General features: G+C 60.3%; 19 protein-coding genes. 9 read left to right on the top strand and 10 right to left on the bottom strand.

Annotated elements, in window-relative coordinates; all coding sequences use genetic code 11:
* Nucleotides 1–138: 138 nt before the first annotated feature.
* From CKW14_RS12015 to CKW14_RS12005, 3 genes are all read right to left on the bottom strand, one after another.
* Complete coding sequence (locus CKW14_RS12015) at nucleotides 139–396, bottom strand: hypothetical protein (RefSeq protein ID WP_095125385.1); 258 nt, start codon at nucleotides 394–396, stop codon at nucleotides 139–141.
* Nucleotides 397–556: 160 nt separating this feature from the next.
* The gene (locus tag CKW14_RS12010) at nucleotides 557–1,753 is read right to left on the bottom strand and encodes an MFS transporter (protein WP_095125384.1); all 1,197 of its coding nucleotides are present in this window, start codon (nucleotides 1,751–1,753) and stop codon (nucleotides 557–559) included.
* A 735-nt stretch (nucleotides 1,754–2,488) separates the two neighbouring features.
* The gene (locus tag CKW14_RS12005) at nucleotides 2,489–4,072 is read right to left on the bottom strand and encodes a peptide chain release factor 3 (RefSeq protein ID WP_064387905.1); all 1,584 of its coding nucleotides are present in this window, start codon (nucleotides 4,070–4,072) and stop codon (nucleotides 2,489–2,491) included.
* Between the two features lie 358 nt (nucleotides 4,073–4,430).
* On the opposite strand from CKW14_RS12005, the gene CKW14_RS12000 reads away from it, so the two are divergent.
* From CKW14_RS12000 to CKW14_RS11980, 5 genes are all read left to right on the top strand, one after another.
* A complete protein-coding gene (locus CKW14_RS12000) occupies nucleotides 4,431–5,120 on the top strand; it encodes an ABC transporter permease (RefSeq protein WP_169844036.1) in 690 nt (229 codons plus the stop codon).
* A 21-nt stretch (nucleotides 5,121–5,141) separates the two neighbouring features.
* Nucleotides 5,142–6,047, top strand: coding sequence for a glycine betaine ABC transporter substrate-binding protein (locus CKW14_RS11995; protein ID WP_095049729.1), 906 nt, complete (start codon nucleotides 5,142–5,144; stop codon nucleotides 6,045–6,047).
* Between the two features lie 12 nt (nucleotides 6,048–6,059).
* Nucleotides 6,060–6,713 carry an ABC transporter permease gene (locus tag CKW14_RS11990; protein ID WP_007915307.1) on the top strand — a complete coding sequence of 218 codons (654 nt, stop codon included), beginning with the start codon at nucleotides 6,060–6,062 and terminating at the stop codon, nucleotides 6,711–6,713.
* A complete protein-coding gene (locus CKW14_RS11985; protein ID WP_095125383.1) occupies nucleotides 6,710–7,867 on the top strand; it encodes a betaine/proline/choline family ABC transporter ATP-binding protein in 1,158 nt (385 codons plus the stop codon). The genes CKW14_RS11990 and CKW14_RS11985 overlap by 4 nt, the downstream gene beginning before the upstream one ends.
* 632 nt (nucleotides 7,868–8,499) lie before the next feature.
* On the top strand, nucleotides 8,500–9,663 hold the full coding sequence (locus tag CKW14_RS11980; RefSeq protein WP_007915304.1) for a type III PLP-dependent enzyme: 1,164 nt from the start codon (nucleotides 8,500–8,502) through the stop codon (nucleotides 9,661–9,663).
* Nucleotides 9,664–9,928: 265 nt separating this feature from the next.
* Here CKW14_RS11980 and CKW14_RS11975 read toward each other — a convergent pair whose 3' ends face one another.
* Both CKW14_RS11975 and CKW14_RS11970 read right to left on the bottom strand, forming a co-directional pair.
* Nucleotides 9,929–10,669: a tetratricopeptide repeat protein gene (locus tag CKW14_RS11975; RefSeq protein WP_095125382.1), complete on the bottom strand. Its 741-nt coding sequence runs from the start codon at nucleotides 10,667–10,669 to the stop codon at nucleotides 9,929–9,931.
* Nucleotides 10,666–11,346 carry a Fe2+-dependent dioxygenase gene (locus tag CKW14_RS11970; protein ID WP_095125381.1) on the bottom strand — a complete coding sequence of 227 codons (681 nt, stop codon included), beginning with the start codon at nucleotides 11,344–11,346 and terminating at the stop codon, nucleotides 10,666–10,668. Before CKW14_RS11970 ends, CKW14_RS11975 begins: the two co-directional genes overlap by 4 nt.
* 207 nt (nucleotides 11,347–11,553) lie before the next feature.
* Here CKW14_RS11970 and CKW14_RS11965 point away from each other — a divergent pair, with 207 nt between their 5' ends.
* Complete coding sequence (locus CKW14_RS11965) at nucleotides 11,554–13,875, top strand: TonB-dependent siderophore receptor (protein WP_095125380.1); 2,322 nt, start codon at nucleotides 11,554–11,556, stop codon at nucleotides 13,873–13,875.
* A 235-nt stretch (nucleotides 13,876–14,110) separates the two neighbouring features.
* Nucleotides 14,111–16,639: a sulfite reductase flavoprotein subunit alpha gene (locus tag CKW14_RS11960; RefSeq protein ID WP_095125438.1), complete on the top strand. Its 2,529-nt coding sequence runs from the start codon at nucleotides 14,111–14,113 to the stop codon at nucleotides 16,637–16,639.
* A 209-nt stretch (nucleotides 16,640–16,848) separates the two neighbouring features.
* On the opposite strand, the gene CKW14_RS11955 is transcribed toward CKW14_RS11960, so the two are convergent.
* The 4 genes from CKW14_RS11955 to ptsP form a co-directional block, all read right to left on the bottom strand.
* On the bottom strand, nucleotides 16,849–18,390 hold the full coding sequence (locus CKW14_RS11955; RefSeq protein WP_095125379.1) for an alkaline phosphatase: 1,542 nt from the start codon (nucleotides 18,388–18,390) through the stop codon (nucleotides 16,849–16,851).
* A 186-nt stretch (nucleotides 18,391–18,576) separates the two neighbouring features.
* Nucleotides 18,577–20,310 (bottom strand): PTS fructose-like transporter subunit IIB, encoded by a 1,734-nt coding sequence (locus CKW14_RS11950; RefSeq protein WP_095125378.1) that lies wholly within the window; start codon nucleotides 20,308–20,310, stop codon nucleotides 18,577–18,579.
* Nucleotides 20,311–20,321: 11 nt separating this feature from the next.
* Nucleotides 20,322–21,263, bottom strand: a complete 942-nt coding sequence (gene pfkB / locus CKW14_RS11945; RefSeq protein ID WP_093435812.1) for a 1-phosphofructokinase — start codon at nucleotides 21,261–21,263, stop codon at nucleotides 20,322–20,324.
* Nucleotides 21,263–24,124, bottom strand: a complete 2,862-nt coding sequence (ptsP, locus tag CKW14_RS11940; RefSeq protein WP_095125377.1) for a phosphoenolpyruvate--protein phosphotransferase — start codon at nucleotides 24,122–24,124, stop codon at nucleotides 21,263–21,265. Before ptsP ends, pfkB begins: the two co-directional genes overlap by 1 nt.
* A gap of 308 nt (nucleotides 24,125–24,432) precedes the next feature.
* Here ptsP and cra point away from each other — a divergent pair, with 308 nt between their 5' ends.
* Nucleotides 24,433–25,428 (top strand): catabolite repressor/activator, encoded by a 996-nt coding sequence (gene cra, locus CKW14_RS11935; protein WP_095125376.1) that lies wholly within the window; start codon nucleotides 24,433–24,435, stop codon nucleotides 25,426–25,428.
* 3 nt (nucleotides 25,429–25,431) lie between these two features.
* Nucleotides 25,432–26,208 carry a TatD family hydrolase gene (locus CKW14_RS11930; RefSeq protein ID WP_095125375.1) on the top strand — a complete coding sequence of 259 codons (777 nt, stop codon included), beginning with the start codon at nucleotides 25,432–25,434 and terminating at the stop codon, nucleotides 26,206–26,208.
* On the opposite strand, the gene CKW14_RS11925 is transcribed toward CKW14_RS11930, so the two are convergent.
* Nucleotides 26,209–26,598 carry a hypothetical protein gene (locus CKW14_RS11925; protein WP_095049720.1) on the bottom strand — a complete coding sequence of 130 codons (390 nt, stop codon included), beginning with the start codon at nucleotides 26,596–26,598 and terminating at the stop codon, nucleotides 26,209–26,211.
* Between the last annotated feature and the right edge of the window lie 124 nt (nucleotides 26,599–26,722).

Here is a 26,722-nt window from a genome sequence, read left to right as displayed (position 1 = left end):
TTAATGTTGACTGAGAGGACGCCTTCGCGAGCAGGCTCGCTCCTACAAGGGGATGTGAGTTGTTCCTGAGTTAACCAAACCCCTTCCATCTCGATTGCGCATCAGTCGAGGCAGAAGGGGTTTTCTTTTGTCTGCGATTTACGATTGGCTATCGCCTTCGTCGTCATCAGTGTCCGGATCATCGGTGGTCGAGTCGTCGTCATCGGCGCTGCCGCCCTGCCCCTGATCGCCCGGCTCGGACTCAGACTTGGCGAGCATCAAGCCGCTGTGCCCGACCTGTCCGTTGAACGCCTGAGATTCATGATCCTCGCACTCGGCCCAGGCCGTCGCGGTGCCGAGGGACAGCATGACCATCACTTTCAACAGCAATAAAACCCGTAGCAACCTGCTTTTCATAGCTGACTCCATCCATTTTCAGGTGAGACATTCGTGCCTGACTGGCGCTGTGTAAAATCTAGTTCCGATCCATCGGGTTCACCAGATAGGACGCTATCGAGCGCGCAGAAATGCCCTCGACAGACAGATTGCTTTCGAATAACGCCAATAGCGGGATCAGCTAAGCGACCGGGCGCACGCGCGTGGCCTGCCAAGTCAGCGGGATGGAAATCAACACCATCAGCGCACTCGCCAGCCACACACTGTGGCCGCCGAAATGACCGTACAACTGGCCACTGAGTACCGGTGACAACAGCGCACTGGCGCTCCAGCTCATAAAGAACAGGCCGAAGTACTGACCGCTTTTACCGCCTTGGGCAAAACGCATGGCCAGCACATTCAGCGGCGGCATGAAAAAGGCCTCGCCCAAGGTCCAGATCAGCGTCGACAGGCAGACGTAAAACAGCCCGGAACCGAACGGCAGCATGCCCAACCCGCACGCCAGCAACACACTGCCGAGCAGCATTTGCCGGCGCATCCCCCAACGCTCGCCCCAGTGCGACAGCGGAATCTGCAGCGCGATCACCAGCAACGCATTGAGCCCGAACTGCCAGCCGATCGCCTGAGTGCTCAACTGGTAGTAATCACGCAAATAATTGCCCAGCGTGCTGTAGACCGTATCAAACGCGATGCCAAGCACGGCCGTCGCCGCCAGCAACCACAGGAACGGTTTGTCGCGATACGGCACCCCGGAGCCTGCGTCATCCGTGGACTTTTCGTCATTGATCAGCACCGGTCGCTGCCACGTGGTACGAACAAACCAGAGCAGCGCCAACAACGTCATCGCCGCACTGCCGAAAAACACCCAGCGAAAATCGGTCTGCGCCAACACCCCGCCCGCCACACCGGCAGCGGCCATCCCAAGGTTGCGCGCAACCCGACTCAACGCCTGCGCACGCGAGCGCTGCGCCACCTCGCAATACTCCATGATCAGCCGCTGATGCAGGGTGCGGATGGCCCCATCGATCCCCCCACTAAGCAACAGTAATGCAGCGAGCAACGGCACCTGCGTGACCAGCCCCAGCAGGATCAGCACCCACACCGAAACAAAGAACAGCGCTGCCGTCAGCCGCGCCGTACGCACATGATCACTGAGCCAGCCACCGAGCATCGACCCCACCAGCAAACCCGCGCCGTACGCCGACAGCAACCAGCCAACCGTCTCGATCGCCAGCCCCAGTTCCTGACGCAGGTACAACGCCATGAACAGCTTGACCATGCTGCTCAAGCGATTGATGAACAACAGCGCTGCGAGCACCCAGGCCATCACGCCGAAATAACCGTTCAGCCTCAGCAAGTGAGTCAGCCGACTCGCCATTCCATTGACCTCTCAGAGCGACTTGGGTGGAGCTGGAACACTAACGGTCAGCAGGCGGGTTGTCGCGTTCGAGAACATCGAGATCACAAAAAACCGAGTCGTCCTACAGCCATTGCGCGCGTTAAAACCGTGCCGAAGATCAAAAGCCCCTCACCCTAACCCTCTCCCGGAGGGAGAGGGGACTGATCGCGGTGCTTGGGAGAGCTACGCCGACGTGAAATACCGAGTCGAACTCAGGTTTTGAAAGGCCCACAAATCGGCTCCCTCTCCCTCGGGAGAGGGCTGGGGTGAGGGGTAGCCACAACACAAATCAACAGCCGAACACCGCTTGGCTCTTCACCACTCAACAGGATGAGCGTTAGCTCGACTGCAGCTCTTGATCTGTAGGGCGACGTCGGAAGGCTGAGTGGAGGGATTGATCCGGGCGTGGGAGCGCAGCGACCGTTTGGCGCAGCCAAACACAGCGGGAGTAGGTGCAGCGAAGCAAACCGGAGACGCTGCGCCCGGATCGATCCCGCAGCGAAGGAACCCCGAGCCCCAGCGAGCGGGCCGCACGTAGGAGCAAGCGTTTTTTTGCTTACTTTTTTTAGGCGTTTGTAAAAAAAGTGAGTCGCCGTAAGGGCGAAACCGTAATCAGCAACACCCGCAGAAACGGATATACCCCCAAAACCAACCAAACAAAAAAAGCCCCCTAGGCATACACCTAGGGGGCTTTCGAACAAACCAGCTCAGTGCTTAGTGATGCTCACGCGTCGCACGGAATTTCACATCCGGCCAACGCTCTTCCATCAACGCCAGATTAACCCGCGTCGGCGCCAGGTAAGTCAGGTGACCACCGCCATCGACCGCTAGGTTCTCCACAGCCTTGTTGGAAAACTCCTCAAGCTTCTTCTTGTCAGCGCATTCAATCCAGCGCGCGGAGTACACAGTAATCGGCTCGTACGAGCACTCAACCTTGTATTCCTCCTTCAAACGGCTGGCGACCACATCAAACTGCAGCACACCCACGGCGCCAAGAATGATGTCGTTGCTGCGCTCCGGGAAAAACACCTGCGTCGCGCCCTCTTCAGCCAGTTGCTGCAGCCCCTGACGCAACTGCTTGGACTTCAGCGGATCACGCAGACGCACACGACGGAACAGCTCCGGCGCAAAGTGCGGAATACCGGTGAAACCGAGGGTTTCACCTTCACTGAAGGTATCGCCAATCTGGATCGTGCCGTGGTTGTGCAAACCAATGATGTCGCCGGCAAAGGCTTCTTCAAGCTGCTCACGCTCGGAGGAGAAGAACGTCAGGGCGTCGCCGATGCGCACGTCCTTGCCGGTACGCACGTGGCGCATCTTCATGCCTTTCTCGTACTTGCCGGAGCAAATGCGCATGAAGGCGATACGGTCGCGGTGTTTCGGGTCCATGTTCGCCTGGATCTTGAAGATGAAGCCCGAGAACTTCTCTTCCACCGGCTCAACGGTACGCTCGTTAGCGACACGGGCCAGCGGACGCGGCGCCCAATCAACAACGGCGTCAAGTACGTGGTCAACACCGAAGTTGCCCAGTGCCGTACCGAAGAACACCGGGGTCAGTTGACCGTCGAGGAACTCCTGCTGGTTGAATTCGTGGCAGGCGCCTTGAACCAGTTCCAGCTGTTCGATGAAGCGGTCGTACTCGTCGCCCAGATGCGCGCGGGCTTCGTCGGAGTCGAGCTTCTCGATGATCTTGGTTTCGGTGCGTTCGTGACCGTGACCGGCGGTGTAGACAATGATGTAGTCGTCAGCCAGGTGGTACACGCCCTTGAAGTCGCGGTAGCAACCGATCGGCCAGGTGATCGGCGCCGCTTTGATCTTCAGAACGGCTTCGATTTCGTCGAGCAGTTCGATCGGGTCGCGGATGTCACGGTCGAGTTTGTTGATGAAGCTGACGATCGGCGTGTCACGCAGACGGCAGACGTCCATCAGCGCAATCGTCCGTGGCTCAACACCTTTACCGCCGTCGAGGACCATCAATGCCGAGTCCACCGCTGTCAGGGTGCGGTAGGTGTCTTCGGAGAAGTCTTCGTGGCCCGGGGTGTCGAGCAGGTTGATCATGTGTTCGCGATACGGGAACTGCATGACCGACGTGGTAATGGAAATACCCCGTTGCTTCTCCATCTCCATCCAGTCGGATGTCGCATGGCGATCGGATTTACGGGATTTCACCGTACCGGCCACTGCAATCGCCTTGCCCATCAACAGGAGCTTTTCGGTGATCGTGGTTTTACCGGCATCGGGGTGGGAAATAATGGCGAAAGTGCGGCGTTTCGCGACTTCGGCGGCCTGGTTGGTCATGGGAAATCGCCTGGCGGTGATTCAAAAAAGGGCCGCGATTATAGCCCAACTCGATGCAATAACCGAACCGTTGAGCACATTAAGGGTGGCCAAATGCTGCCGCAGATGGGAACCTTTTGAAGCACGGAGACGTCCATCCCCTGTTACGAATTTTCGTCAGGGGCTGAAAAATCAGCAAGTTAGCCTGACGAGGCTGCGCTCATGGCTCGCTTTCAGACCGCTTTTTGCCGGTGCTGAGGGAGCTGCTTCTCGCGAACGTTTATTCCCGGCAGCCATGTATGGCATGCCACACGGGAGGGCGTTCGCCGACTACAAAAAAAGGAGTCCGCCTGTGGCTATCCGCTATGGCAAAGGGCTGATGGGAGGTGCGGTGGTGATCGCGCTCCTGGCCCTGCTGGTCCACTGGATCGGCATCAACACGATCGAACACTACCGCGACGATTTGTTGTTTTACCTGCAAGCTCATCTGATTCTCGTCCTCGCTTCAATGCTGGCCGCCCTTGTCGTGGGCATCCCCGCCGGCATCTTCCTCAGTCGCCCGACCATGGTCGGCCGTGCTGAACGCTTCATGCAAATCTTCAATATCGGCAACACCGTGCCGCCGCTGGCCGTGCTTGCGATTGCCCTGGGCGTCCTCGGCATCGGCAGTGGCCCGGCGATCTTCGCTTTGTTCCTCGCTTCCTTGTTGCCGATTGTGCGCAACACCTACGAAGGCCTGAAAAATGTGCAGGGTTCGCTGAAAGAAGCGGCCGTCGGCATCGGCATGACCCCGCGCCAGGTGCTGTGGAAAGTCGAATTGCCCAACGCCGTACCGATCATCGTCGGTGGTGTGCGCGTGGCGTTGGCGATCAACGTCGGCACCGCGCCGCTGGCGTTCCTGATCGGCGCCAACAGCCTCGGCAGCCTGATCTTCCCTGGCATCGCCCTGAACAATCAGCCGCAACTGCTGCTCGGCGCCGCGTGCACCGCGCTGCTGGCCTTGCTGCTCGATGGCGTCGTCACCCTCGCCAGCCGCCTCTGGCTGGAACGCGGTTTGCGCCCGTCTTAAGGCTTTTGCGAAGGAATATTTATGAAACGATTTAGCTCGTCTTTGGGATTGATAGTGGGCTGCATCCTGCTGTTCGCAGGTGTCGCCCAAGCCGCTGAAAAACCGGTTATCCGCCTCGGCGCCCGAGTCTTCACTGAGCAAACCCTGCTCGCGGAAATCACCGCGCAATACCTGCGCAGCAAAGGTTACGACGCGCAGATTACCGGCGGTCTGGGCAGCAACCTCGCCCGCAGCGCCCACGAAAGCGGACAACTGGACATGCTCTGGGAATACACCGGCGTGTCGCTGGTGGCCTACAACCATGTCACTGAAAAACTCGACAGCGCCCAGTCCTACGCCCGGGTGAAAGAACTCGACGCGAAAAAAGGCCTGGTCTGGCTGACCCCGTCGAAATTCAGCAACACCTACGCTCTCGCCTTGCCGAAGAAAGTCGCCGAGGAATATCCGCAGATCAACAACATCAGCCAGTTGAACGAAGTGCTGCGCGCCGAGGCCAAGACCAATCATCTGGTGGCGCTGGACACCGAGTTTGCCAACCGCTCCGACGGTCTGATCGGCATGGTCGATCTCTACGGCATGAACCTGACCCGCAAGAACATTCGTCAGATGGACGCGGGGCTGGTTTACACCGCGCTGCGCAACGGTCAGGTGTTTGCCGGTCTGGTCTACACCACCGACGGTCGCCTCAACGCCTTCGGCCTGAAACTGCTGGAAGACGACAAGCACTACTTCCCCGACTACACCGCCGCACCGGTGGTGCGTCAGGCTTACCTCGACGCGCACCCGCAACTGGCCGAGCAACTCAAGCCATTGGCCGAACTGTTCGATGACGAAACCATGCGCCAGCTCAACGCGCGGGTCGACGTCGATCACGAAAGCCCATCGAAAGTTGCCGCCGATTTTCTGCGCCAGCACCCACTTAATTAAGGAGGAAAAGTCATGGAATTTCTGAACGCCTTTTCCCACCTCGACTGGCAGCAGGTGATGCACCTGACCTGGCAGCACATCACCCTGGTCGGCATCGCCGTGACCCTGGCGATTGTCGTTGGCGTGCCACTGGGCATCCTGATGACCCGCTTTCCGACCCTTGCCGGGCCGTTGCAGGCCAGCGCCACGGTGCTGCTGACCGTGCCGTCGATTGCCCTGTTCGGTTTGCTGCTGCCGTTCTACTCCAAGTTCGGCCAGGGCCTCGGGCCGATGCCGGCGATCACCGCCGTGTTCCTTTATTCACTGCTGCCGATCATGCGCAACACCTACCTCGCCCTGACGGGTGTAGAGCCGGGTATCCGTGAAGCCGCTCGCGGCATCGGCATGACCTTCGGCCAGCGCCTGCGCATGGTCGAACTGCCGATCGCCGTGCCGGTGATCCTCGCTGGTGTGCGCACCGCCGTGGTGATGAACATCGGCGTGATGACCATCGCCGCGACCATCGGCGCCGGCGGCCTCGGTGTGTTGATCCTCGCCTCCATCAGCCGCAGTGACATGTCGATGCTCATCGTCGGCGCGCTGCTGGTCAGTCTTCTGGCCATTTTCGCTGACCTGTTTCTCCAATGGCTGCAACGCTCGTTGACTCCAAAAGGACTGCTCAAATGATCGAACTTCAAAACCTCAGCAAAACTTTCCAAAGCAACGGCAAAGACGTCAAAGCCGTGGACTCGGTAAGCCTGACCGTCAATGAAGGCGAAATCTGTGTGTTCCTCGGGCCATCGGGTTGCGGCAAAAGCACCACGCTGAAGATGATCAACCGCCTGATCAAACCGACTTCGGGCAAGATCCTCATCAACGGTGAAGACACCACCGATCTCGACGAAGTGACCCTGCGTCGCAACATCGGTTACGTGATCCAGCAGATCGGCCTGTTCCCGAACATGACCATCGAAGAGAACATCGTGGTCGTGCCGAAACTGCTCGGCTGGGACAAACAGAGATGCCATGACCGCGCCCGCGAGTTGATGAGCATGATCAAGCTGGAGCCCAAGCAATATCTGCATCGTTATCCGCGTGAACTGTCCGGTGGTCAGCAACAACGCATCGGTGTGATCCGCGCACTGGCTGCTGATGCGCCCCTGTTGTTGATGGACGAACCGTTCGGCGCGGTCGACCCGATCAACCGCGAAATGATCCAGAACGAATTCTTCGAGATGCAGCGCGCGCTGAACAAGACCGTGATCATGGTCAGCCACGACATCGATGAAGCGATCAAACTCGGTGACAAGATCGCCATCTTCCGCGCCGGCAAACTGCTGCAGATCGATCACCCGGACACGCTGCTCGCGCACCCGGCAGACGACTTTGTCAGCAGCTTTGTTGGCCAGGACAGCACGCTCAAGCGCCTGCTGTTGGTGAAAGCCGAAGATGCGGCGGACAACGCGCCGTCGGTGAGCCCGGAGACGCCGGTGGCCGACGCTCTGGAGTTGATGGACGAGCATGACCGTCGCTACGTGGTGGTCACCTGTGCCGAGAACAAGGCGCTGGGTTATGTGCGTCGTCGCGATCTGCACCGCCAGACCGGCACGTGCGCGCAGTTCCTGCGTGAGTTCAACGCCACGGCGGCGTACGACGAGCATTTGCGCATCCTGCTGTCGCGGATGTACGAGTTCAACCGTTCGTGGCTGCCGGTGATGGATGCCGAGCGGGTGTTCCTCGGGGAAGTGACTCAGGAGTCGATTGCCGCTTATCTGAGTTCGGGTCGTTCGCGCGGGATGAAGACCAGCATAGTCTCGCCGGCTGAGGCCGTAGTCGCATAAAACACGAAACCTGTGGGAGCGAGCCTGCTCGCGAAAGCGCAATATCAGTCAACAATGATGTTGGCTGTGAAAATGCCTTCGCGAGCAGGCTCGCTCCCACAGGATCTGCGTGATTTTTTCTTCATTCGCCTAGCGGAAAAGAATCTCAACACCTGCGGATCGAACAGCATGTATGAGACAACCCGCGAAACAGCCAAAATCCCCCTCACCCTCTCCCCTCGCGGCCAACGTCGCCGATATTGCCGCCATCACACTTACCCACGACTTCGCCGACAAAAGCCGCGAACGTGCAGGTATTTTTAACACTCGAAAATTCCCGGGGAACATCTGCCCGTCATCTCGGTCGGCTACAAAGAGTGCTGAACGCGACGCACGTCAGAAGCGTGCAAAAACGCGACATTTTTAGTTGATCTCACGCCCCTCACGCCCTAAAGTTCGCGCCGAACGTCCATGCTGGAAACGATCCATCCGGCTCAAGTACTGACGACGAGACAGCAAGGCCAAGGGCAACGCCCCATGGCCTTTTTGCTTTCGGCGACATGCCTTGGGAAGTAGGCGAACCAAAGTGGGGATACGGAGGACGTTCATTTGCACCCATTGATTAACGACGTTTGCCACTAGGAGTCCCAAGTATGTCGATCCAGGTCGAAGACTATTTCGCGCGCGCTACATTCGACAAAATGAAGGCGTTCGCCGACAAACAGGAAACCCCGTTCGTGGTGATCGACACCGCGATGATCGCCCAGGCCTACGATGACCTGCGCGCCGGTTTCGAATTCGCCAAGGTCTACTACGCGGTCAAAGCCAACCCGGCCGTCGAGATCATCGACCTGCTCAAAGAAAAAGGTTCGAGCTTCGACATCGCCTCGATCTATGAGCTGGACAAGGTGATGGATCGTGGCGTCAGCCCGGACCGTATCAGCTACGGCAACACCATCAAGAAATCCAAGGACATCCGCTACTTCTACGAGAAGGGCGTGCGTCTGTTCTCCACCGACTCCGAAGCCGACCTGCGCAACATCGCCAAGGCTGCACCGGGTTCGAAAGTCTATGTGCGCATCCTCACCGAAGGCTCGACCACGGCTGACTGGCCACTGTCGCGCAAATTCGGCTGCCAGACCGACATGGCCATGGACCTGCTGATCCTCGCTCGCGACCTCGGCCTGGTGCCTTACGGCATCTCCTTCCACGTCGGTTCGCAACAGCGCGACATCAGCGTCTGGGATGCGGCGATCGCTAAGGTCAAAGTAATCTTCGAGCGCCTGAAAGAAGAAGACGGCATCCACCTGAAGCTGATCAACATGGGCGGTGGCTTCCCGGCCAACTACATCACCCGCACCAACAGCCTGGAAACCTACGCCGAAGAAATCATTCGCTTCCTGAAAGAAGACTTCGGTGATGACCTGCCGGAAATCATTCTCGAGCCGGGCCGTTCGTTGATTGCCAACGCCGGTATTCTGGTCAGCGAAGTGGTACTGGTTGCACGCAAGTCGCGCACCGCCGTCGAGCGTTGGGTGTATACCGATGTGGGCAAGTTCTCCGGCCTGATCGAAACCATGGACGAAGCGATCAAGTTCCCGATCTGGACCGAGAAAAAAGGCGAGATGGAAGAAGTCGTCATCGCTGGCCCGACCTGCGACAGCGCCGACATCATGTACGAGAACTACAAGTACGGCCTGCCGCTGAACCTGGCGATCGGTGATCGTCTGTACTGGCTGTCGACCGGTGCGTACACCACCAGTTACAGCGCGGTTGAGTTCAATGGCTTCCCGCCGTTGAAGTCGTTTTACGTGTAAGAGCAGCTGCGAGTTTCAAGCTGCTAGCTGCAAGTGAAAAGCCCATGACGTGTCATGGGCTTTTTTGTGTCTGGCTTCAAAATTTGTGGTGTGCTTTCGATCTATCCCCCTCACCCCAGCCCTCTCCCCCAAGGGGGCGAGGGGGAAAGGGAGCAGATCGGGGGCTTTTCAAAACCTGAGGTCGACTGGATATCTCAGGTCGGTGTAGTTGGAACATCCAACTCGGTCAGTCCCCTATCCCTCTGGGAGAGGGTTAGGGTGAGGGCTATTGGCACCGAAGCGCATACCGCCCAGCCAACGCCTGAATCTTCGGATCTACAGCACTCGCCAACGTCTGACTCGCCACCCGCAGAAAATTCAGATTGCCGCCGGCCAAAGCTTTCTCAAGCCAATCGACCGCCTCATCAATCCGCCCCTCATCCGCTAAAACTGCAGCGAAACTGAACTGCCCACGAAAATCCCCACCGTCGGCCGAACGCCGATACCAATCGCGCGCCGCAACCGGATCCGCCGGGCACACCAGCCCTTCTTCCAGATACCGCCCCAGCAGATTCATCGATTTCGCATGGCCCAGTTCAGCCGCGCGGCGATACAGCGCCAGCGCCTGCAGATGATCCACCGCCACACCACGCCCGGTCGCCAGCAGATTGGCGAGGTTGTACATCGCCCAATCCAGTCCGGCCTCCGCTGCAATCCGATAATGCTGCGCAGCAACCGACGCATCCGCCACGCAACCCCAACCATGCTCATGACAACGCCCGAGCATGTTGCGCGCCATCAGGTGCCCACGCCCGGCAGCGATGCCGAACCAGCGCAGCGCCAGCGCTTGATCCTGGGCGATGCCTAGGCCGTCGAGCAGGATTTGCCCAAGCAACGCCTGTGCTTCAACTTCACCCTCGCCCGCCGCTAGCAAAATCGCCTGCGCGGCACGGGCCGGGCTTTCGGCGAGCATGGAGCTGAGTTGTTCGCCGTCGAGGACTTCTTCACGACGCAGTTGAAAACTCATACCTCGACCCAGCGACGGAGCAAGTTGTGATACGTGCCGGTGAGGCGAATCAGTGACGGGTGATCAGGCAGATCTTGAGTCAGTTGCTGCATCGCCCCGTCCATCTCGAACAACAGCGCGCGCTGGCTATCTTCACGCACCAGACTTTGTGTCCAGAAGAACGACGCATAACGCGCGCCACGCGTGACCGCGTTGACCTTATGCAGGCTGGTGCCGGGGTACAAAACCATGTCGCCGGCCGGCAACTTCACCCGTTGCGTGCCGAAGGTGTCCTGGATCTCCAGTTCGCCGCCGTCGTAATCATCGGGCTCGCTGAAGAACAGCGTCGCCGACAGATCGGTGCGCACCCGCTCGATGCTGCCCTTGGGTTGGCGCACGGCGTTATCGATGTGGAAATCGAAACTGCCACCGGCCGTGTAACAGTTCACTAACGGCGGGAAGACTTTGTGCGGCAACGCGGCGGACATGAACAGTGGATTTTTCCACAAACGCTCCAGCATCGCTGCGCCGATCTCTTTGGCCAGCGGATGGCCTTCGGGCAGCTGCAAATTGTGCTTCGCCTTGGCCGACTGAAAGCCGGCGGTGATCTTGCCATCGGCCCAATCGGCCTGCTCTAGCGCCTCACGAATGCGCTGCACTTCGTCTTTTGCGAACAGTCCGGGGATGTGCAGCAGCATGGCGATGTCACCTGATGGCAAAGAGGCGGCAATGGTATTGATTCTTATTGACTGTGTAAAACCCGAGAGACGAATGAACTGGCAAAAACCGTAAGGTTAAATTGTAAAGAATGTAAATTCAGTGCGAATAACAATGTTTCGCAATTGATACGAATACTTGTTTAACCTATATTCCGCCGCCTCAAATCCTTGGGGAGGGGAATAAAAATGGCACGTCAACACGCACAATTACCGGTCAGTTCACCACGTCTGCTCGCCTCTGCAATCGGTGTGGCAATCACCGCCGGTTCCGCTGGCCAGATGGTGTTCGCCGCGGAAAAAACCGACAGCAAAGCCACCGGCAATGCCATCGCCCTGGACGCCACCGCCATCACCGGCGAAGCGCAGGACTCAACGTCCTACCAGGTCGAAAAAGCCTCCTCGCCCAAGTACACCGCGCCGTTGGTCGACACGCCGCGCTCGGTCACCGTTATTCCGCAACAAGTGCTCAAAGACACCGGTGCCCTGAACATGCAGGACGCGCTGCGCACCGTGCCGGGCATCACCTTCGGCGCCGGTGAAGGCGGCAATCCACAGGGCGACCGTCCGTTCATTCGTGGTTTCGACGCGCAGGGCGACACCTACCTCGACGGCGTGCGCGACACCGGTTCGCAAAGCCGCGAAATCTTCGCCGTGGAAAACATTGAAGTCAGCAAGGGCCCGAATTCCGCCATCGGCGGTCGTGGCGCGGCAGGCGGCAGCATCAACCTGGTGAGCAAGAAAGCGCACCTGGGCAATTCGTTCGATGGCGGCTTCACCTGGGGCTCCGACCAGACTCAGCGCTACACCCTCGACGGCAACTACCAGTTCAGCGACACCGCCGCCGGCCGTCTGAACCTGATGAGCCACGAGAGCAACGTCGCCGGTCGCGACAAAGTCGATTATGACCGCTGGGGCATCGCCCCGTCCCTGGCGTTTGGCCTGGGCACCGACACCCGCGTCAACCTCGACTACTACCACCTCGAAAGCAACGACACCCCGGACTCGGGCGTGCCGTACACCATTCCGGCCGGCGGCTCCGCTGCACGCACCAAGTCCAATCCGGACAAGCCTTACGCTGGCGGTGACCACAGCAATTTCTACGGCCTGGATCGCGACTTCCGCAAGGGCCGCACCGACACCGCGACCTTCGCCATCGAGCATGACCTGAGCGACTCGCTGACGATCAAGAACACCCTGCGTCACGGCACCAGCATGCAGGACTACATCCTGACCCAACCTGACGACAGCAAGGGCAACGTCAACAATGGCAGCCTCTGGCGCCGGGCCAATACTCGGGTGAGCAACACCGAGACCACCACCAACCAGACTGACCTGTTCGGCAACTTCTACGTTGCCGGCTTCAAGAACAGCTTTTCCACCGGCGTTGAATACACCCGTGAGGAAAGCCAGAAGTCTTCGTACAACGTCAACACCGACACCACACCGCGCACCACTAATGTGGCCGCGAGCAGCAACTGCACGCCGTCGATGATCGGCGCGTCGAGTAACTACAACTGCACCTCGCTGTCGAACCCGAACCCGAACGATCCGTGGAACGGCGCGATTTCGCGTAACTACGCCGGCACCGACACCCAGGCCAACACCTACGCGCTGTATGTGTTCGATACGCTGGAGCTGAACGAGCAGTGGCTGGTGAACATGGGCCTGCGTTACGACCACTTCGACACCGACTACAAGACCTACAACGCCGCTGGCACCACCACGTCCAAGGGCGATGACACCAGCGAGTTCGTCACCGGTCAGTTCGGCGTCGTCTACAAGCCGGCGGAAAACGGCAGCATCTACGCCTCCTACGCCACCTCGGCCACGCCACCGGGCAACACCTTGGGCGAGGGTCAGGAAGGCAACCCCTTGGGCGGCACCCCGGATCGCAGCGGCAACCTGCTGAGCAGCGACATGGAGCCGGAAACCACCAAGAACTATGAAATCGGCACCAAGTGGGATCTGCTCAACGATCGCCTGTCGCTGACCGCTGACATCTTCCGCACCGAGAAAGAAAACGCTCGTGTGCAAGTCGACACCACGTCGTACGAAAACGCCGGCAAGACCCGTGTGCAAGGTGTCGAGCTCTCGGCCAGCGGCAAGATCACTGACAAGTGGCAAGTGTTCGCCGGTTACGCCTTCATGGACAGCGAACAAGTCGATGGCGGCCCGCTGGGCAAAGCCAACGACGGCAACGAACTGCCTAACACGCCAAAAAACAGCGCCAGCCTGTGGACCACTTACCAGGTCACGCCGAAGCTGACCATCGGTGGCGGCGCGTTCTACGTCGACGACGTGTACGGCAGCGTGGCCAACACCACCATGGTTGACTCGTATGTTCGCTACGACGCAATGGCCGCGTACAAGCTGACCAAGAACGTCGACCTGCAACTCAATGTGCAGAACCTGACCAACGAAACCTACTACGACAAAGCCTTCTCGACCCACTTCGCCAACCAGGCGGCGGGCCGTACGGCACTGTTGAGCACCAACTTCCACTTCTGACCGATGTGGAAACCTGTGGGAGCGAGCCTGCTCGCGAAAGCGCTGGGTCAGTCAAGTAGAGGCTGACTGACACGACGCCTTCGCGAGCAGGCTCGCTCCCACAAGGTATGCGCCGCAAGGCTTGGCCCCGTTCATTCAATTGAACGGGGCTTTTGTGCGTAATAAAGAACGCTTCTCGATAACCCACGGCATAATGCGCGCCGTGAAGACAATTTCCGAATGGACGGCGAGTGACGTGTTGAAGAAAACCCTGTTCCAGTTGCACTGGTTTTTTGGCATCACCGCAGGCCTGGTGCTGGCGTTGATGGGCATCACCGGCGCGGCCTATTCGTTTCAGGACGAAATCCTGCGGGCGCTGAATCCCTCCGTCCTGCAGGTAGAGAAACAAGTCGCCGGTGTCTTGCCGCCCGTCGAACTGGTCGAGCGTATCGAAGCCACATCCGGCAAAAAAGTCTCGATGCTCTGGGTCGAAACCGACAGCGGCAACGCGGCGAAAGTGTTCTTCACCCCGCCCAAGGGTGAACGTCGCGGCGAGATGCGCTACTTCGATCCGTACACCGCCGAGTTCATGGGCGACGCGGTCGGCCAGGATTTCTTCGGCCTGATGCTGCAACTGCACCGCTTCCTCGCCATGGGCGATACCGGGCGCAACATCACCGGCGCCTGCACGCTGATCCTGCTGTTCTTCTGCCTGTCCGGCCTGTACCTGCGTTGGCCGCGTCAGTGGCATAGCTGGCGCGTCTGGCTGACGCTGGACTGGAAGAAAAAGGGCCGCGCCTTCAACTGGGATCTGCACTCGGTGGCGGGCACCTGGTGCCTGCTGGTCTATCTGTTGCTGGCGCTGACCGGGTTGTCGTGGTCGTACGAGTGGTACAACAAAGGCCTGACCCGACTGCTTTCCGACTCGCCACAAAACGAGCGCGTGCGCGGTGGTCGCGGCCCGGCGCCGGAAGGCCCGGCACCGATCGCCGATTACGCAGCGATGTGGAGCAGCATTTACAGCGCTGCCGGCCCGGGTCTGGCGGCGTACAACATCCGTATGCCGGCCGTCGCTGGCCAACCGGCGACCGTGTTCTACCTGCTCGACAGCTCGCCGCATGATCGCGCGCTGAACCAGATCACCCTCGATCCGGCCACCGGCATCGTCAAACGTGTCGACCGTTACGCCGACAAGAGCTTCAAGGCGCAACTGCTGACCAGCATTTATGCGCTGCACGTCGGCAGCTATTTCGGTCTGGTCGGGCGGATCATCATCACGCTCGCAGCGGTGTGCATGCCGCTGTTTTTCATCACCGGCTGGCTGCTGTACCTCGATCGTCGGCGCAAGAAAAAGCAGATCAAGGATGCCCGCCAAGGCCTCGCACAGCCGGGCGGCGATGCTTCGGCATGGCTGATCGGTTTCGCCAGCCAGAGCGGTTTCGCCGAGCAACTGGCATGGCAGACCGCCGGGCAATTACAGGCCGCCGGACTGCCGGTGAAAGTGCAGCCGCTGGCGAATGTCAGCGAGCAGGATCTGCGTGAATCGAACAACGCACTGTTTGTGGTGAGCACGTTCGGCGACGGCGAAGCGCCGGACAGCGCGCGCGGATTCGAGCGCAAAGTGCTGGGCAAAGCGGCAACGCTCGACAGTCTGAATTACTCGGTGCTCGGTCTCGGCGATCGTCAATATCAGCACTTCTGTGGTTTCGCCAAACGCCTGCACCAATGGTTGGCGGAGCACGGCGGCAAGACATTGTTCGCGCCGGTGGAAGTCGATAGCGGTGATCCCTATGCCCTGCGCCACTGGCAAACCCAACTTGGCCTGCTCACCGGCCAAGCACCGGTCGACACCTGGCAGGCGCCGAGCTACGACAACTGGACGCTGGTACGCCGCGAACTGATGAACCCGGATAGCAGCGGTGCGCCGGTTTACTTGTTGGGCCTGAGCGCACCGAACACCAGCAGTTGGCTGGCCGGTGATCTGGTCGAAGTGCTGCCGCGTAACTGCCCGTGGGCCATCGAACACTTCCTCGACGGCCTCGGCATTCGTGGCGAAACCACTGTGAAAATCAACGGCCTCGACGAGCCGCTGGAAGTTGCGCTGGCCTCGCGGCAATTGCCCGAGCACCGCGCACATCTGGTCGGTCTGCATGCGCAATCGCTGGTCGACGCGATGGTGCCGCTGGCCATGCGCGAATACTCGATCGCCTCGATTGCCGCCGACGGCGTGCTGGAGTTGATCGTGCGTCAGGAACAGCATGCCGACGGCACCCTGGGCATCGGTTCCGGCTGGCTGACTGAGCACGCGCCTGTGGGCGGCAGCATCAGTTTGCGGGTTCGACGCAACAGTGGCTTCCATCTGCCGAACGAACCAGTGCCGATGATTCTTTTGGGCAACGGCACCGGCATCGCAGGACTGCGCAGCTTGCTCAAGGCACGGATTGCCGATGGTCAACAGCGCCAGTGGTTGCTGTTTGGCGAGCGCAATCGTGAACACGATTTCCTCTGTCGCGCGGAGCTGGAAGAGTGGTTGATCAATGGTGATCTGGAGCGGCTGGATCTGGCGTTTTCGCGGGATCAGGCTGAGAAGGTTTATGTGCAGGATCGCTTGCGTGAGTCGGCTGCAGAGTTGAAGAAATGGCTGGCGGACGGGGCGGTTATTTATATCTGTGGCAGCTTGCAGGGAATGGCTTCGGGGGTTGATCAGGTGCTAAACGATATTCTTGGTGCCGCCGAAGTCGAACGCCTGATTGAGCAGGGCCGTTATCGGCGTGATGTCTATTAAAGAGCCCCTCACCCTAACCCTCTCCCAAAGGGAGAGGGGACTGACCGTTAGAGATTCACGCAATACGCCGACCTGAACGTCCTCTGCCGAATCCATAATCGACACGGTCTTCCAGGTCGGCGTACCTCTTTAGACACCTCCGTCGGCCCCCTCTCCCTCCGGGAGAGGGCTGGGCGGGCGGCGTTCCGATGAGGGTTAGCCTTTGATCTTTAAGCAGGCTGCAATTTTTTCTCGAAAACCGCCACCCCATTCAAATCCCGCAACACCACGCTCATCTCCCCACTCCCCCCTTCAATATTCACCTCGCCAAAAAACTGAAACCCGGCAAACGGCGAAGTGTTCTGCGCCGGCGGCGCCTTCTCGAACACCACCTCCGGGCCAAAGGTTTTATCCAGTGGATTAGGCCCGAAACTCCCGGCATTCAGCGGCCCCGCGACAAACTCCCAGAACGGTTCGAAATCCTGAAACGCCGCGCGGTCCGGGTGATAGTGATGCGCCGCGCAGTAATGCACATCCGCCGTGAGGAAGACGAAATTGCGCACCTGCTGCGCACGCAGATAGCCGAGCAATTCGGCGATTTCCACCTCGCGCCCCTGGGCCGGTCCCGGGTCACCGTTAGCCACCGCTTCCCAACGCGGGACACCCGGGCTGACCTCACCATCCGGCACGCCAAGGCCGATTGGCATGTCGGCGGCAATGACCTTCCACTGGGCTTTGGATTTCTTCAAGCCGCGCTTGAGCCAGTTCAGTTGCTCACGCCCGAGAAACGGTTTCGCCGCGCCGAGGTTGTCGTCATTGGCGCCGCGATAACTGCGCATGTCGAGCACGAACACATCGAGCATTGGCCCATAGCTCAACTTGCGATAAATCCTTCCGCCAGCATCGGCAGCCTGCAAACGCATCGGCGAGTATTCCAGCCACGCCTTGCGTGCGCGCCCGACCAGGGTGTGGATATCTTTTTCCTGATAACGCTCGTCGAGCTGCTTGCCGGGCGACCAGTTGTTGACCACTTCATGGTCGTCCCACTGCCAGATCTGCGGCACCTCGGCGTTGAAGCGGCGGATGTTTTCGTCCATCAGGTTGTAGCGGTAATTGCCGCGATAGTCGGCGAGGGTCTGCGCGACTTTGCTCTTGGCTTCGGTGGTGAGGTTGCGCCAGATGCGACCGTTTTCCGTGGTGAGCTGGGCCGGCACCGGGCCGTCGGCATAGATGGTGTCACCGCTGTGGATGAAGAAGTCCGGCAGACGCAAACGCATCGCTTCGTAGATGCGCATGCCGCCGATGTCCGGGTTGATACCGAAGCCCTGGCCGACGGTGTCGCCGCTCCAGACGAAACGAATATTGCGCCGCGCCGTCGGAGCGCTGCGCAGGTGACCGAGCCACGGCTCGCTGGCGACGCCGGTACGGGCGTCCTTGAAATACACGCGATAGAAAATCGCCTGATCGGCGGGCAGCCCGGTCAGTTCAACGCGGGCGGTAAAGTCGCTGCGGGCATCGGCCAGCGTCGAGACTACCCGGCGCGGGTGGCGAAACTGGCTGCGGGTGTCCCACTCGACCACCATATGCGCGGGGCGATCGCTGCGGCTCCAGATCATCGCTCGGTCGCCTTGCAGATCGCCGGACTGCACGCCGTCGGTCAACTGCGGGCGATCCTTGACCGACGCAATCACCGCCGGCGCCAGGCTTGGCATCAGCAGACCGGCACCAACGACTTGCATGACACGCCGGCGACCGGGGTTGAAATCGCTCATGGTGTTCTCCCTGAAAAAAGGAAAACTTAAGCACGCGATCATGAAACAGACATGACACCAGACACACCACAGAACCAATTGTAGGAGTGAGCCTGCTCGCGATATCGGTATATCTGCCAACATTCATGTCACTGACAGACCGCTATCGCGAGCAGGCTCACTCCTACAAGGGTTTTGTGTTGTCGGTCAGGCCTTCGCCGGTTCCAGCGCCAGCTCAACGGCCTCCGGGCGTTTGACCGTCGCATAGACAACGGCGGTCAAGAGGCTCCCCGCGACAATCGCCAGCAAATACAGCAACGCATGGTTGATCGCATTCGGAATCGCCAGCACAAACAAGCCACCGTGCGGCGCCATCAGTTTGCAGCCGAAGTACATCGACAACGCACCGGTCAGCGCGCCACCGGCGATGCTCGCCGGAATCACCCGCAACGGATCTTTCGCGGCAAACGGAATCGCCCCTTCGGAGATGAAGCACAGCCCCAGCACGAAGGCAGCCTTGCCGGCCTCGCGTTCAGTCTGGGCGAATTTGCGCCGCGCAATAAATGTGGCGATGCCCAGACCAATCGGCGGCACCATCCCTGCGGCCATGGTCGCGGCCATCGGTGCATAACTCTGCGACGCCAGCAGACCTACCGAGAACGCGTACGCGGCTTTATTGATCGGCCCGCCAAGGTCGACGCACATCATGCCACCGAGCAGCACACCGAGCAGAATCGCGTTGGTGGTACCCATGCTGTCGAGGAAATGCGTGAGCGCACCGAGCATGCCGGCGACCGGTTTACCGACCACGTAAATCATCACCAGACCGGTGATCAGGCTGGCAAACAACGGGATGATCAGAATCGGTTTCAGCGCTTCGAGACTTTGCGGCAAGGCGACATATCGACTGATAGCCTTGGCCGCATAACCGGCGATAAACCCGGCGATGATGCCGCCGATAAACCCGGCGCCCAGCGTACTGGCAAGCAAACCACCAATCATCCCCGGCGCCAGGCCCGGACGGTCGGCGATCGAATAAGCGATGTAACCGGCCAACAACGGCACCATCAACTTGAACGCGGTCTCGCCACCGATCTGCATCAACGCCGCCGCCAGCGTGCCTTCCTCCTTGAACGCGGTGATGCCGAAGACGAACGACAGCGCGATCATCAAACCACCGGCCACGACCATAGGCAACATGAACGACACGCCGGTCAGCAGGTGTTTATAGATGCCGGTTTTCTCTTGCTTGGCCGGTGCCTTGCCGTCACTCGCAGTGCTTTCCACTGCACCTTCGGCCAAGGCTTTTTTCAGCGTGGCTTCGGACTGCTTCAAGGCGATCCCGGTGCCGCAGCGATAGATCTTCTTGCCGGCAAAACGCTCGGTGGCGACTTCGATATCCGCCGCCAGCAACACCACGTCTGCTTCGGCAATCGCCGCTGCGCTCAACGGGGTTTTCGCGCCCACCGAGCCTTGGGTTTCGACCTGCAGTTCGTAGCCCAGACGCTTGGCGGTCTGCTGCAAGGCTTCGGCGGCCATGAAGGTGTGGGCTACACCGGTCGGGCACGCGGTGATGGCGACGAGGCGTGGCGCGCGCGGCGCATCAGCAACCGGTTCTGCCGCGCTGGCGACGTAAACCTCAGCCTCTTCAGCACCACGACGCAGCACCGCCTCGACATCTTGCAATGCCTGCGCCGGAGCAATCTGGAAAACCCGTTTGCCGACAAAACGCGTCATATCGACCGCGCCTGTGGCGACCAACAAAACCCACTCCGCCGCTGCAATGGTCGCCGCCGACAACTCGCGTTCCGGGTGCGCCGCATCGACCACTTCCACGCTGGTGCTCCAGCCCTGACGCTGCGCTGCCGCATCGAGCAAACGTGCGCACAGCACACTGGTGACCATGCCGTTCGGGCAAGCCGTAACAATGGCTAATTTCATGACAAACCCTCTTATTGTTCTGTCAGGGGACGCACGCGCACGCCCTGTTCGAGCTGCGCCAGTTGCGCCGCATCGTTGATGCCAAAACCGATCTGGGTCACCGCCATCGCCGCAATTGCGGTGGCCGTGCGCAGGGTTTGCTCGGGCGTATCGGCGCTGAGCAAACCGTGGAGCATGCCGGCCAGCAACGAATCACCGGCACCGACTGTGCTGGCGACGCTGACCTTGGGCGGCGTGGCATGCAGTGCCGAACCGACGCTGAACCAGTTCACGCCGTCAGCACCGTGGGAGATCACCACGTGCTCGATACCTTGCGCATGCAAGCGCGCCGCTGCCTGAGCCTCGGCCGCGTGAGAAACCACGTCGCAACCGAGCGCGTCGGCGAGTTCTTCAGTGTTCGGTTTGATCAGCCATGGACTGGCTTTCAAAGCTTCGCGCAATGCTGCGCCGCTGCTGTCGAGAGCGACTTTCAGGCCAAGTTGATTGAGCCGTTCGATCAATTCACGCAACCACTGCGCCGTAACGCCACGCGGCAAACTGCCGGCGACCACCACCGCATCGTGACCCGGTGCAATCTGCACCAGTCGATCGAGCAACGCTTGTTGCGCGGCGGCATCGACCACCGGTCCAGGGCCGTTGATGTCGGTGATGCGGCCACTCTGTTCAGCTACTTTGATGTTGCTGCGCGTCTCGCCCGGCACGCGGATAAACGCGTCGACAAAACCACGCTTGGCGAACAGGGTTTCGAACGCTTGCAGGTTGTCTTCACCGAGAAAGCCGCTGACCGTCAGTTGATGGCCAAGGTCGGCCAGCACTTGCGCGACGTTCACGCCTTTGCCGGCAGCGTGGGTGTGCATCTCGTCGCTGCGATTGACCTGACCCGCCTCCAGGCGTGGCAGTTCGACGGTGAGGTCGAGCGCCGGGTTGAGGGTCAGGGTAAGAATCTTGGCCATTACAGGGCCTCCACTAATGCGCGCACTTCGTTCGCGCTGCCCACGGCCAGGGCGTGTTGAGCAAGGGTTTGCGCCTGGGTCAGGCTGAGTTCGCGGATGCGTGCCTTGACTTCGGCAATGCTGCGCCCGGAGACGCTGAGTTCATCGACACCGAGACCGACCAGCACCGGCACCGCCAGCGGATCTGCCGCCAGCTCACCGCAGACGCCGACCCATTTGCCGTGGGCATGGGCCGCGCGCACGGTGATGTCGATCAGTTGCAACACCGCCGGATGCAGGCCATCAGCCTGCGCCGACAACGTCGGGTGACCACGGTCGATGGCCAGTGTGTACTGGGTCAGGTCGTTGGTGCCGACACTGAAGAAGTCGACTTCCTTGGCCAGTACCGGCGCGAGCAGAGCGGCGGACGGCACTTCAATCATGATCCCCAGTTGCAGATCAGCAACCGGGATTTCCAGGCGCAGACGTTCAGTCATGTCGCGGGCCTGACGCCACTCTTCGACGCTGCCAACCATCGGGAACATGATCCGCAGCGGACGGTTGTCCGCCGAACGCAGCAAGGCGCGCAATTGCGCTTCCATGATCTGCGGACGCTGCAGGGTCAGGCGAATACCGCGCACACCGAGGAACGGGTTTTCTTCCTTGGCGATCGGCCAATACGGCAGCGGTTTGTCGCCGCCGACGTCCAGCGTGCGCACCACCAGCGGTCGACCGGCGAGACCATCAAGAACGCGGCGGTATTCGGCTTCTTGCGTGGCCTCGTCCGGCGCTTGCGGGTGGGCCATGAAAATCAGTTCGGTACGCAGCAGGCCAATGCCTTCGGCGCCCTGCTCCACCGCACTGATCACGCCCGCGCTTTCGCCGATGTTGGCGAACACTTCGACGGCATGGCCATCGGTGGTGTGTGCCGGTTGATGGCGTTGTTCGGCGGCAATCTTCAAGCGTTGCTCACGGGTGTCGCGTTCTTCGGTGGCGCGTTGCAGGGTCGCCGCATCGGCGTCGACGTGCAGGCGACCGCGTTGGCCGTCGAGCAGCAACGGTGTGCCCGGCGCCAGCAACAACACCGCTGCGCCAGCGCCGACCAGCGCTGGAATCCCGAGAGCACGCGCAACGATTGCACTGTGCGCCGTGGCGCCGCCGCGCGCGGTGAGAATCCCCGCCACGCGCGCCGGATCCAGCCGTGCGACATCGGACGGACCGACCTCGTCCATCACCAGAATGTACGGTTGCTCAGGCTCGCTCGGAGTTTGCACGCCACACAGTTGCGCCAGCACGCGACGACCGACGTCACGCAGGTCCGCCGCCCGTTCGGCGAGCAACGCGTCCTGTAGCGATTCCTGTTGTTTGGCCGCCGCTTCGATCACCGCCATCCACGCCGCTTCGGCGCTTTCGCCTTGCTTGAGGCGGGTGTCGACTTCATCGGTGAGTTCCGGGTCGTCGAGCATTTCCTGATGGGTGATAAAGATCTCGCGGATGGCTTTGGCTTTGCTGCGTTCGATCAGGCCCTGAATATCACTGCGCACGTCGCTGAGCGCTTGCTTGAGGCGTTCGCGCTCAACGGCGGCAGACTCGCCGCGCAGCGGGTAATCGATGGTTTGCTGAACCTGAATATGCGCAGGTCCGATGGCAATGCCAGGGGCTGCCGGGATCGCCTGCAACTGAGCGCCGGACGCCGGGGCGATCAGCACTTCGGCGATGTCGGCAATGACCTCGCGCTGCTGGCTTACGGCTGGCAGCGGCTCGACCTCTTCGCCAAGGCCTTCTTCGATAGCGGCCAAGAGTGCCGGCAAGGCGTCAGCGGCGACGCTTGGTTCAGCGATCAACTCCAGCACCTGACCGCGACGGGCGCCGAGGCTGAGCAGCTTGCTCAGGCTCTTCACCGACACGGCGCTGTCCTGGCTGTCGACGATGCGCACACGAATTTCGCCATCAAAACTCTTCGCCAGTTGCGCAAGGATCTTTGCCGGGCGCGCATGCAAACCATGGGCGTTGGCCAGGGCAATGCGTGCGCTCGGCCAGTCGGCGGGCAATTCACCGCCGAGCACTTCAAGGACTTTACGGCTGCTGGTGGCGCGACCCAGTTCATGGCCGCGACCTTCGATCAACAACGCGCAAAGACGTTCAAGCAACGCCTGATGCGCCTCGCCAAGGCTGGCCAGACAGAACAGACCGCTGAGCGGTTGACCGAGGTAGCGCATCGGTTTGTCCGGCGTCACGAACGCCAGCCCCGGACGCTTCACGGTTTGCTCGCTGTGCAGCCACCACAAGCCATCGCCCAGGGGCAGCGCTTCGACCTGCTGCAACACACCGGCAAAACCGTTGCTCACACAATCGGCCTGCCGTAACAGACGCGCGCCACGCCAGACCAGTTCTTCGAAATCATCGGCCGAAACGCCGAGGCCGATCATCTGTGCATCCAGCGCCAGTTCCTGCGGCGCGCCTTGCAGCAATTTCAGCAGCGCTTCGGGGGAACTGGCACGACGCAGAGCCTGGCCCAGATCGGTCTCGCCGAGGGCGCGGGTCAGCAGTTGCAGCAGGCGCAGGTGTTCGTCGGATTTGGCGGCGATGCCGATGGCCAGATAAACGATCTGGCCATCGCCCCAATCCACGCCTTCCGGGAACTGCATCAGGCGCACGCCAGTGGCGAACACCTGATCGCGGGTTTCCGGGGTGCCGTGGGGAATGGCAATACCTTGACCGAGAAAGGTCGAGCCCTGGGCTTCCCGTGCCTGCAATCCAGCGAGGTAACCGTCGGCAACCAGACCATCGGCCACCAGGTGATTGGCGAGCAGTTGCAGGGCAGCGGGTTTATCCACAGCCGATTGGCCCATGGATATCTGCTCTATAGTGAGCTCGAGCATGCGATCTCCTTTTTGGCGCTTTATGAGTGCCAGGTATTGTTTTGGATGGTTTGCAGCTTAGGCGCTTTACCGCTTTGCTTTTCAGCGGCAGTTTTGGCGGTTTCACGGCAGAACCGGCCAAAGACTTCTAAAACGTAGAAAATACGCTTGCTGAAACGTTTAATCTAGATTGATCGGCACGTTACTCGATAATGTCCCATCCTTGAAGTCCAACTTGTCGGATGCGCTGCGACAATAGTCGCCTGCCCTAATCGGGTAGGATTGGCGAAAATGTCGCGGCAAGCTCGAAAAAACAAGGAAATCCCGGGTTGAAACTCAGTGATATCGCGCGGTTGGCCGGAGTGTCCGTGACCACCGCCAGCTACGTCATCAACGGCAAGGCCGAACAGCAACGCATCAGCACCGCCACCGTCGAGCGGGTGCGCGCAGTGGTCGATCTGCACGGCTTTACGCCAAACCCTCAAGCAGCCGGGCTACGCAGTCGGCACACGCGCACGCTGGGCTTTATTCTGCCGGATCTGGAAAACCCCAGTTACGCGCGGATCGCCAAGCTGCTCGAGCAAGGTGCGCGGGCGCGCGGCTATCAATTGCTGATCGCCAGCTCCGACGATGCGCCAGACAGCGAGCGGCAGTTGCTGCAACTATTCAAGGCGCGCCGCTGCGATGCGCTGATCGTCGCCAGTTGCCTTCCGGCCGGCGATGACAGTTATCGGCAGTTGCAGGCCAAAGGTCTGCCGATCATCGCCATCGACCGCGTCATGGAACCCGAGCATTTCTGCTCGGTGATCAGTGACGACCGCGAAGCCAGCCTGCACCTGACCCAGAGCCTGCTCGATCCGCAACCGAAGCAGATCGTGCTGCTCGGTGCGCGCCCGGAACTGAGCATCAGCCAGGAACGTGCCGCCGGTTTCAAAGAGGCGCTGGCCGACTTCAAAGGCGAAGTGCTGGTCGAACACGCCGAATCCTTCAGTCGCGAATGCGGCAAGCAATTGATGGAAGAACTCCTGCAACGTCTGGGGCATTTGCCGGATGCGCTGGTGACAACGTCCTACGTGCTGCTGCAAGGCGTGTTCGATGCGCTGCATGACTTCCCGCTGAAATCGCGGCCGCTGCGCCTCGGCACCTTCGGCGATACGCAGTTACTGGATTTCCTGCCGCTGCCGGTCAACGCCATGGCACAGCAGCACCAGTTGATCGCCGACAAGGCGCTGGAACTGGCCCTGGCGGCGGTCGAGCAGTCGGAGTACAAGCCCGGCGTGCAAGCTATCGCGCGGACCTTCAAGCAGCGTATTCACCGGGGCTGAACCGTGGAGCTGATCGACAGCCACACCCACCTCGACTTCCCCGACTTCGACGCCGACCGCTCGGCGTTGCTCGCCGAAAGCCGCGCGCTCGGGGTGCGGCGGATGGTGGTGTTGGGCGTCTATGAGGGCAATTGGCAACGGGTGTGGGATCTGGTGCAGAGCGATGTAGATTTGTACGCGGCATTCGGTCTGCACCCGGTGTATCTCGATCAGCATCGTCCTGAGGATTTGTCGGCGCTTGGTGATTGGCTGACTCGATTACGCGGTCATCGGCAGTTGTGTGCGGTGGGCGAGATCGGTCTGGATTACTTTATCGAAACCCTCGACCGCGAGCGGCAACAGGCGCTGTTCGAGGCGCAACTGCAATTGGCCGCTGACTTTCAGTTACCGGCGCTGATCCATGTGCGTCGCAGCCACGCGGCGGTGATTGCGACGCTCAAGCGCTTCAAGCTCAAACGCGCGGGGATCATCCACGCCTTTGCCGGCAGCCGTGAAGAGGCTCGGGAATACATCAAACTCGGTTTCAAACTGGGCCTCGGCGGCGCACCGACCTGGCCACAAGCGTTGCGCATGCATCGGGTGCTGGCGGAACTGCCACTGGATTCGATTGTGCTGGAAACCGATTCACCGGACATGGCACCTGTCATGTTTCCCGGTCAGCGCAACAGTCCGGCGCACTTGCCGGCGATCTGCGAGGCGCTGGCCGGACTGATGAATATCAGCCCGCAACAACTGGCGACGGCCAGTACCGCCAATAGCTGCCAAGTATTCGGCTGGTAATCAGTCGGCGTGCGCCTTGGCGGCCTCCAGAATCAGCGTCAGGTGTTGACGCTGGCGCGCGTAACGGACGACCAAGAAGTACACAAAGATCGTGATCAGTGACGCGTTCAGTTGCTCAGTGACGCTAAGTAGCCCCACCCACTCCATCACCAACGCCACCAGCAGCGCAGTGCACACCGCCAACGAAGCGCTGAAGCGCAGCAGCGCCAGTGAGTCGAGCGACTTGAAGCGTTTGATCTGTTGCGGGCATCGCAGCTCCAGCGCTTTCTGGCAATGCTCGCAGGTAAACGGTTCATTGATCGAGATGGCATTGAGCTGCCAGGGTTTGAGCAGCAGCGTGGTCAGGCAATGAGCACAACGGCCCCGCACCCCCAAGGTTGCGGCAGACATGAGCGACCTCCTCTACGCGAACGATTGGGTATGGATACTGGCTCATTGATGGGGAAATGCCAGAGCCTGGAGGGAAACAGGATTAGGCTTACGGTCGGAAGTGAAGAAGTACTACAAAGGGTTC

This window comes from Pseudomonas sp. Irchel s3a12 (genome assembly GCF_900187485.1).
GTDB classification, from domain to species: Bacteria; Pseudomonadota; Gammaproteobacteria; order Pseudomonadales; family Pseudomonadaceae; genus Aquipseudomonas; species Aquipseudomonas neuropathica.
This window is presented reverse-complemented; position numbering and strand designations above follow the sequence as displayed.

What these genes read in the sequence shown, in the direction of transcription:
- CKW14_RS12015 (WP_095125385.1), bottom strand. Translation starts at nt 396, where the DNA reads ATGAAAAGCAGGTTGCTACGGGTTTTATTGCTGTTGAAAGTGATGGTC.
- CKW14_RS12010 (WP_095125384.1), bottom strand. Translation starts at nt 1,753, where the DNA reads ATGGCGAGTCGGCTGACTCACTTGCTGAGGCTGAACGGTTATTTCGGC.
- CKW14_RS12005 (WP_064387905.1), bottom strand. Translation starts at nt 4,072, where the DNA reads ATGACCAACCAGGCCGCCGAAGTCGCGAAACGCCGCACTTTCGCCATT.
- CKW14_RS12000 (WP_169844036.1), top strand. Translation starts at nt 4,431, where the DNA reads ATGGGAGGTGCGGTGGTGATCGCGCTCCTGGCCCTGCTGGTCCACTGG.
- CKW14_RS11995 (WP_095049729.1), top strand. Translation starts at nt 5,142, where the DNA reads ATGAAACGATTTAGCTCGTCTTTGGGATTGATAGTGGGCTGCATCCTG.
- CKW14_RS11990 (WP_007915307.1), top strand. Translation starts at nt 6,060, where the DNA reads ATGGAATTTCTGAACGCCTTTTCCCACCTCGACTGGCAGCAGGTGATG.
- CKW14_RS11985 (WP_095125383.1), top strand. Translation starts at nt 6,710, where the DNA reads ATGATCGAACTTCAAAACCTCAGCAAAACTTTCCAAAGCAACGGCAAA.
- CKW14_RS11980 (WP_007915304.1), top strand. Translation starts at nt 8,500, where the DNA reads ATGTCGATCCAGGTCGAAGACTATTTCGCGCGCGCTACATTCGACAAA.
- CKW14_RS11975 (WP_095125382.1), bottom strand. Translation starts at nt 10,669, where the DNA reads ATGAGTTTTCAACTGCGTCGTGAAGAAGTCCTCGACGGCGAACAACTC.
- CKW14_RS11970 (WP_095125381.1), bottom strand. Translation starts at nt 11,346, where the DNA reads ATGCTGCTGCACATCCCCGGACTGTTCGCAAAAGACGAAGTGCAGCGC.
- CKW14_RS11965 (WP_095125380.1), top strand. Translation starts at nt 11,554, where the DNA reads ATGGCACGTCAACACGCACAATTACCGGTCAGTTCACCACGTCTGCTC.
- CKW14_RS11955 (WP_095125379.1), bottom strand. Translation starts at nt 18,390, where the DNA reads ATGAGCGATTTCAACCCCGGTCGCCGGCGTGTCATGCAAGTCGTTGGT.
- CKW14_RS11950 (WP_095125378.1), bottom strand. Translation starts at nt 20,310, where the DNA reads ATGAAATTAGCCATTGTTACGGCTTGCCCGAACGGCATGGTCACCAGT.
- pfkB (WP_093435812.1), bottom strand. Translation starts at nt 21,263, where the DNA reads ATGGCCAAGATTCTTACCCTGACCCTCAACCCGGCGCTCGACCTCACC.
- ptsP (WP_095125377.1), bottom strand. Translation starts at nt 24,124, where the DNA reads ATGCTCGAGCTCACTATAGAGCAGATATCCATGGGCCAATCGGCTGTG.
- CKW14_RS11925 (WP_095049720.1), bottom strand. Translation starts at nt 26,598, where the DNA reads ATGTCTGCCGCAACCTTGGGGGTGCGGGGCCGTTGTGCTCATTGCCTG.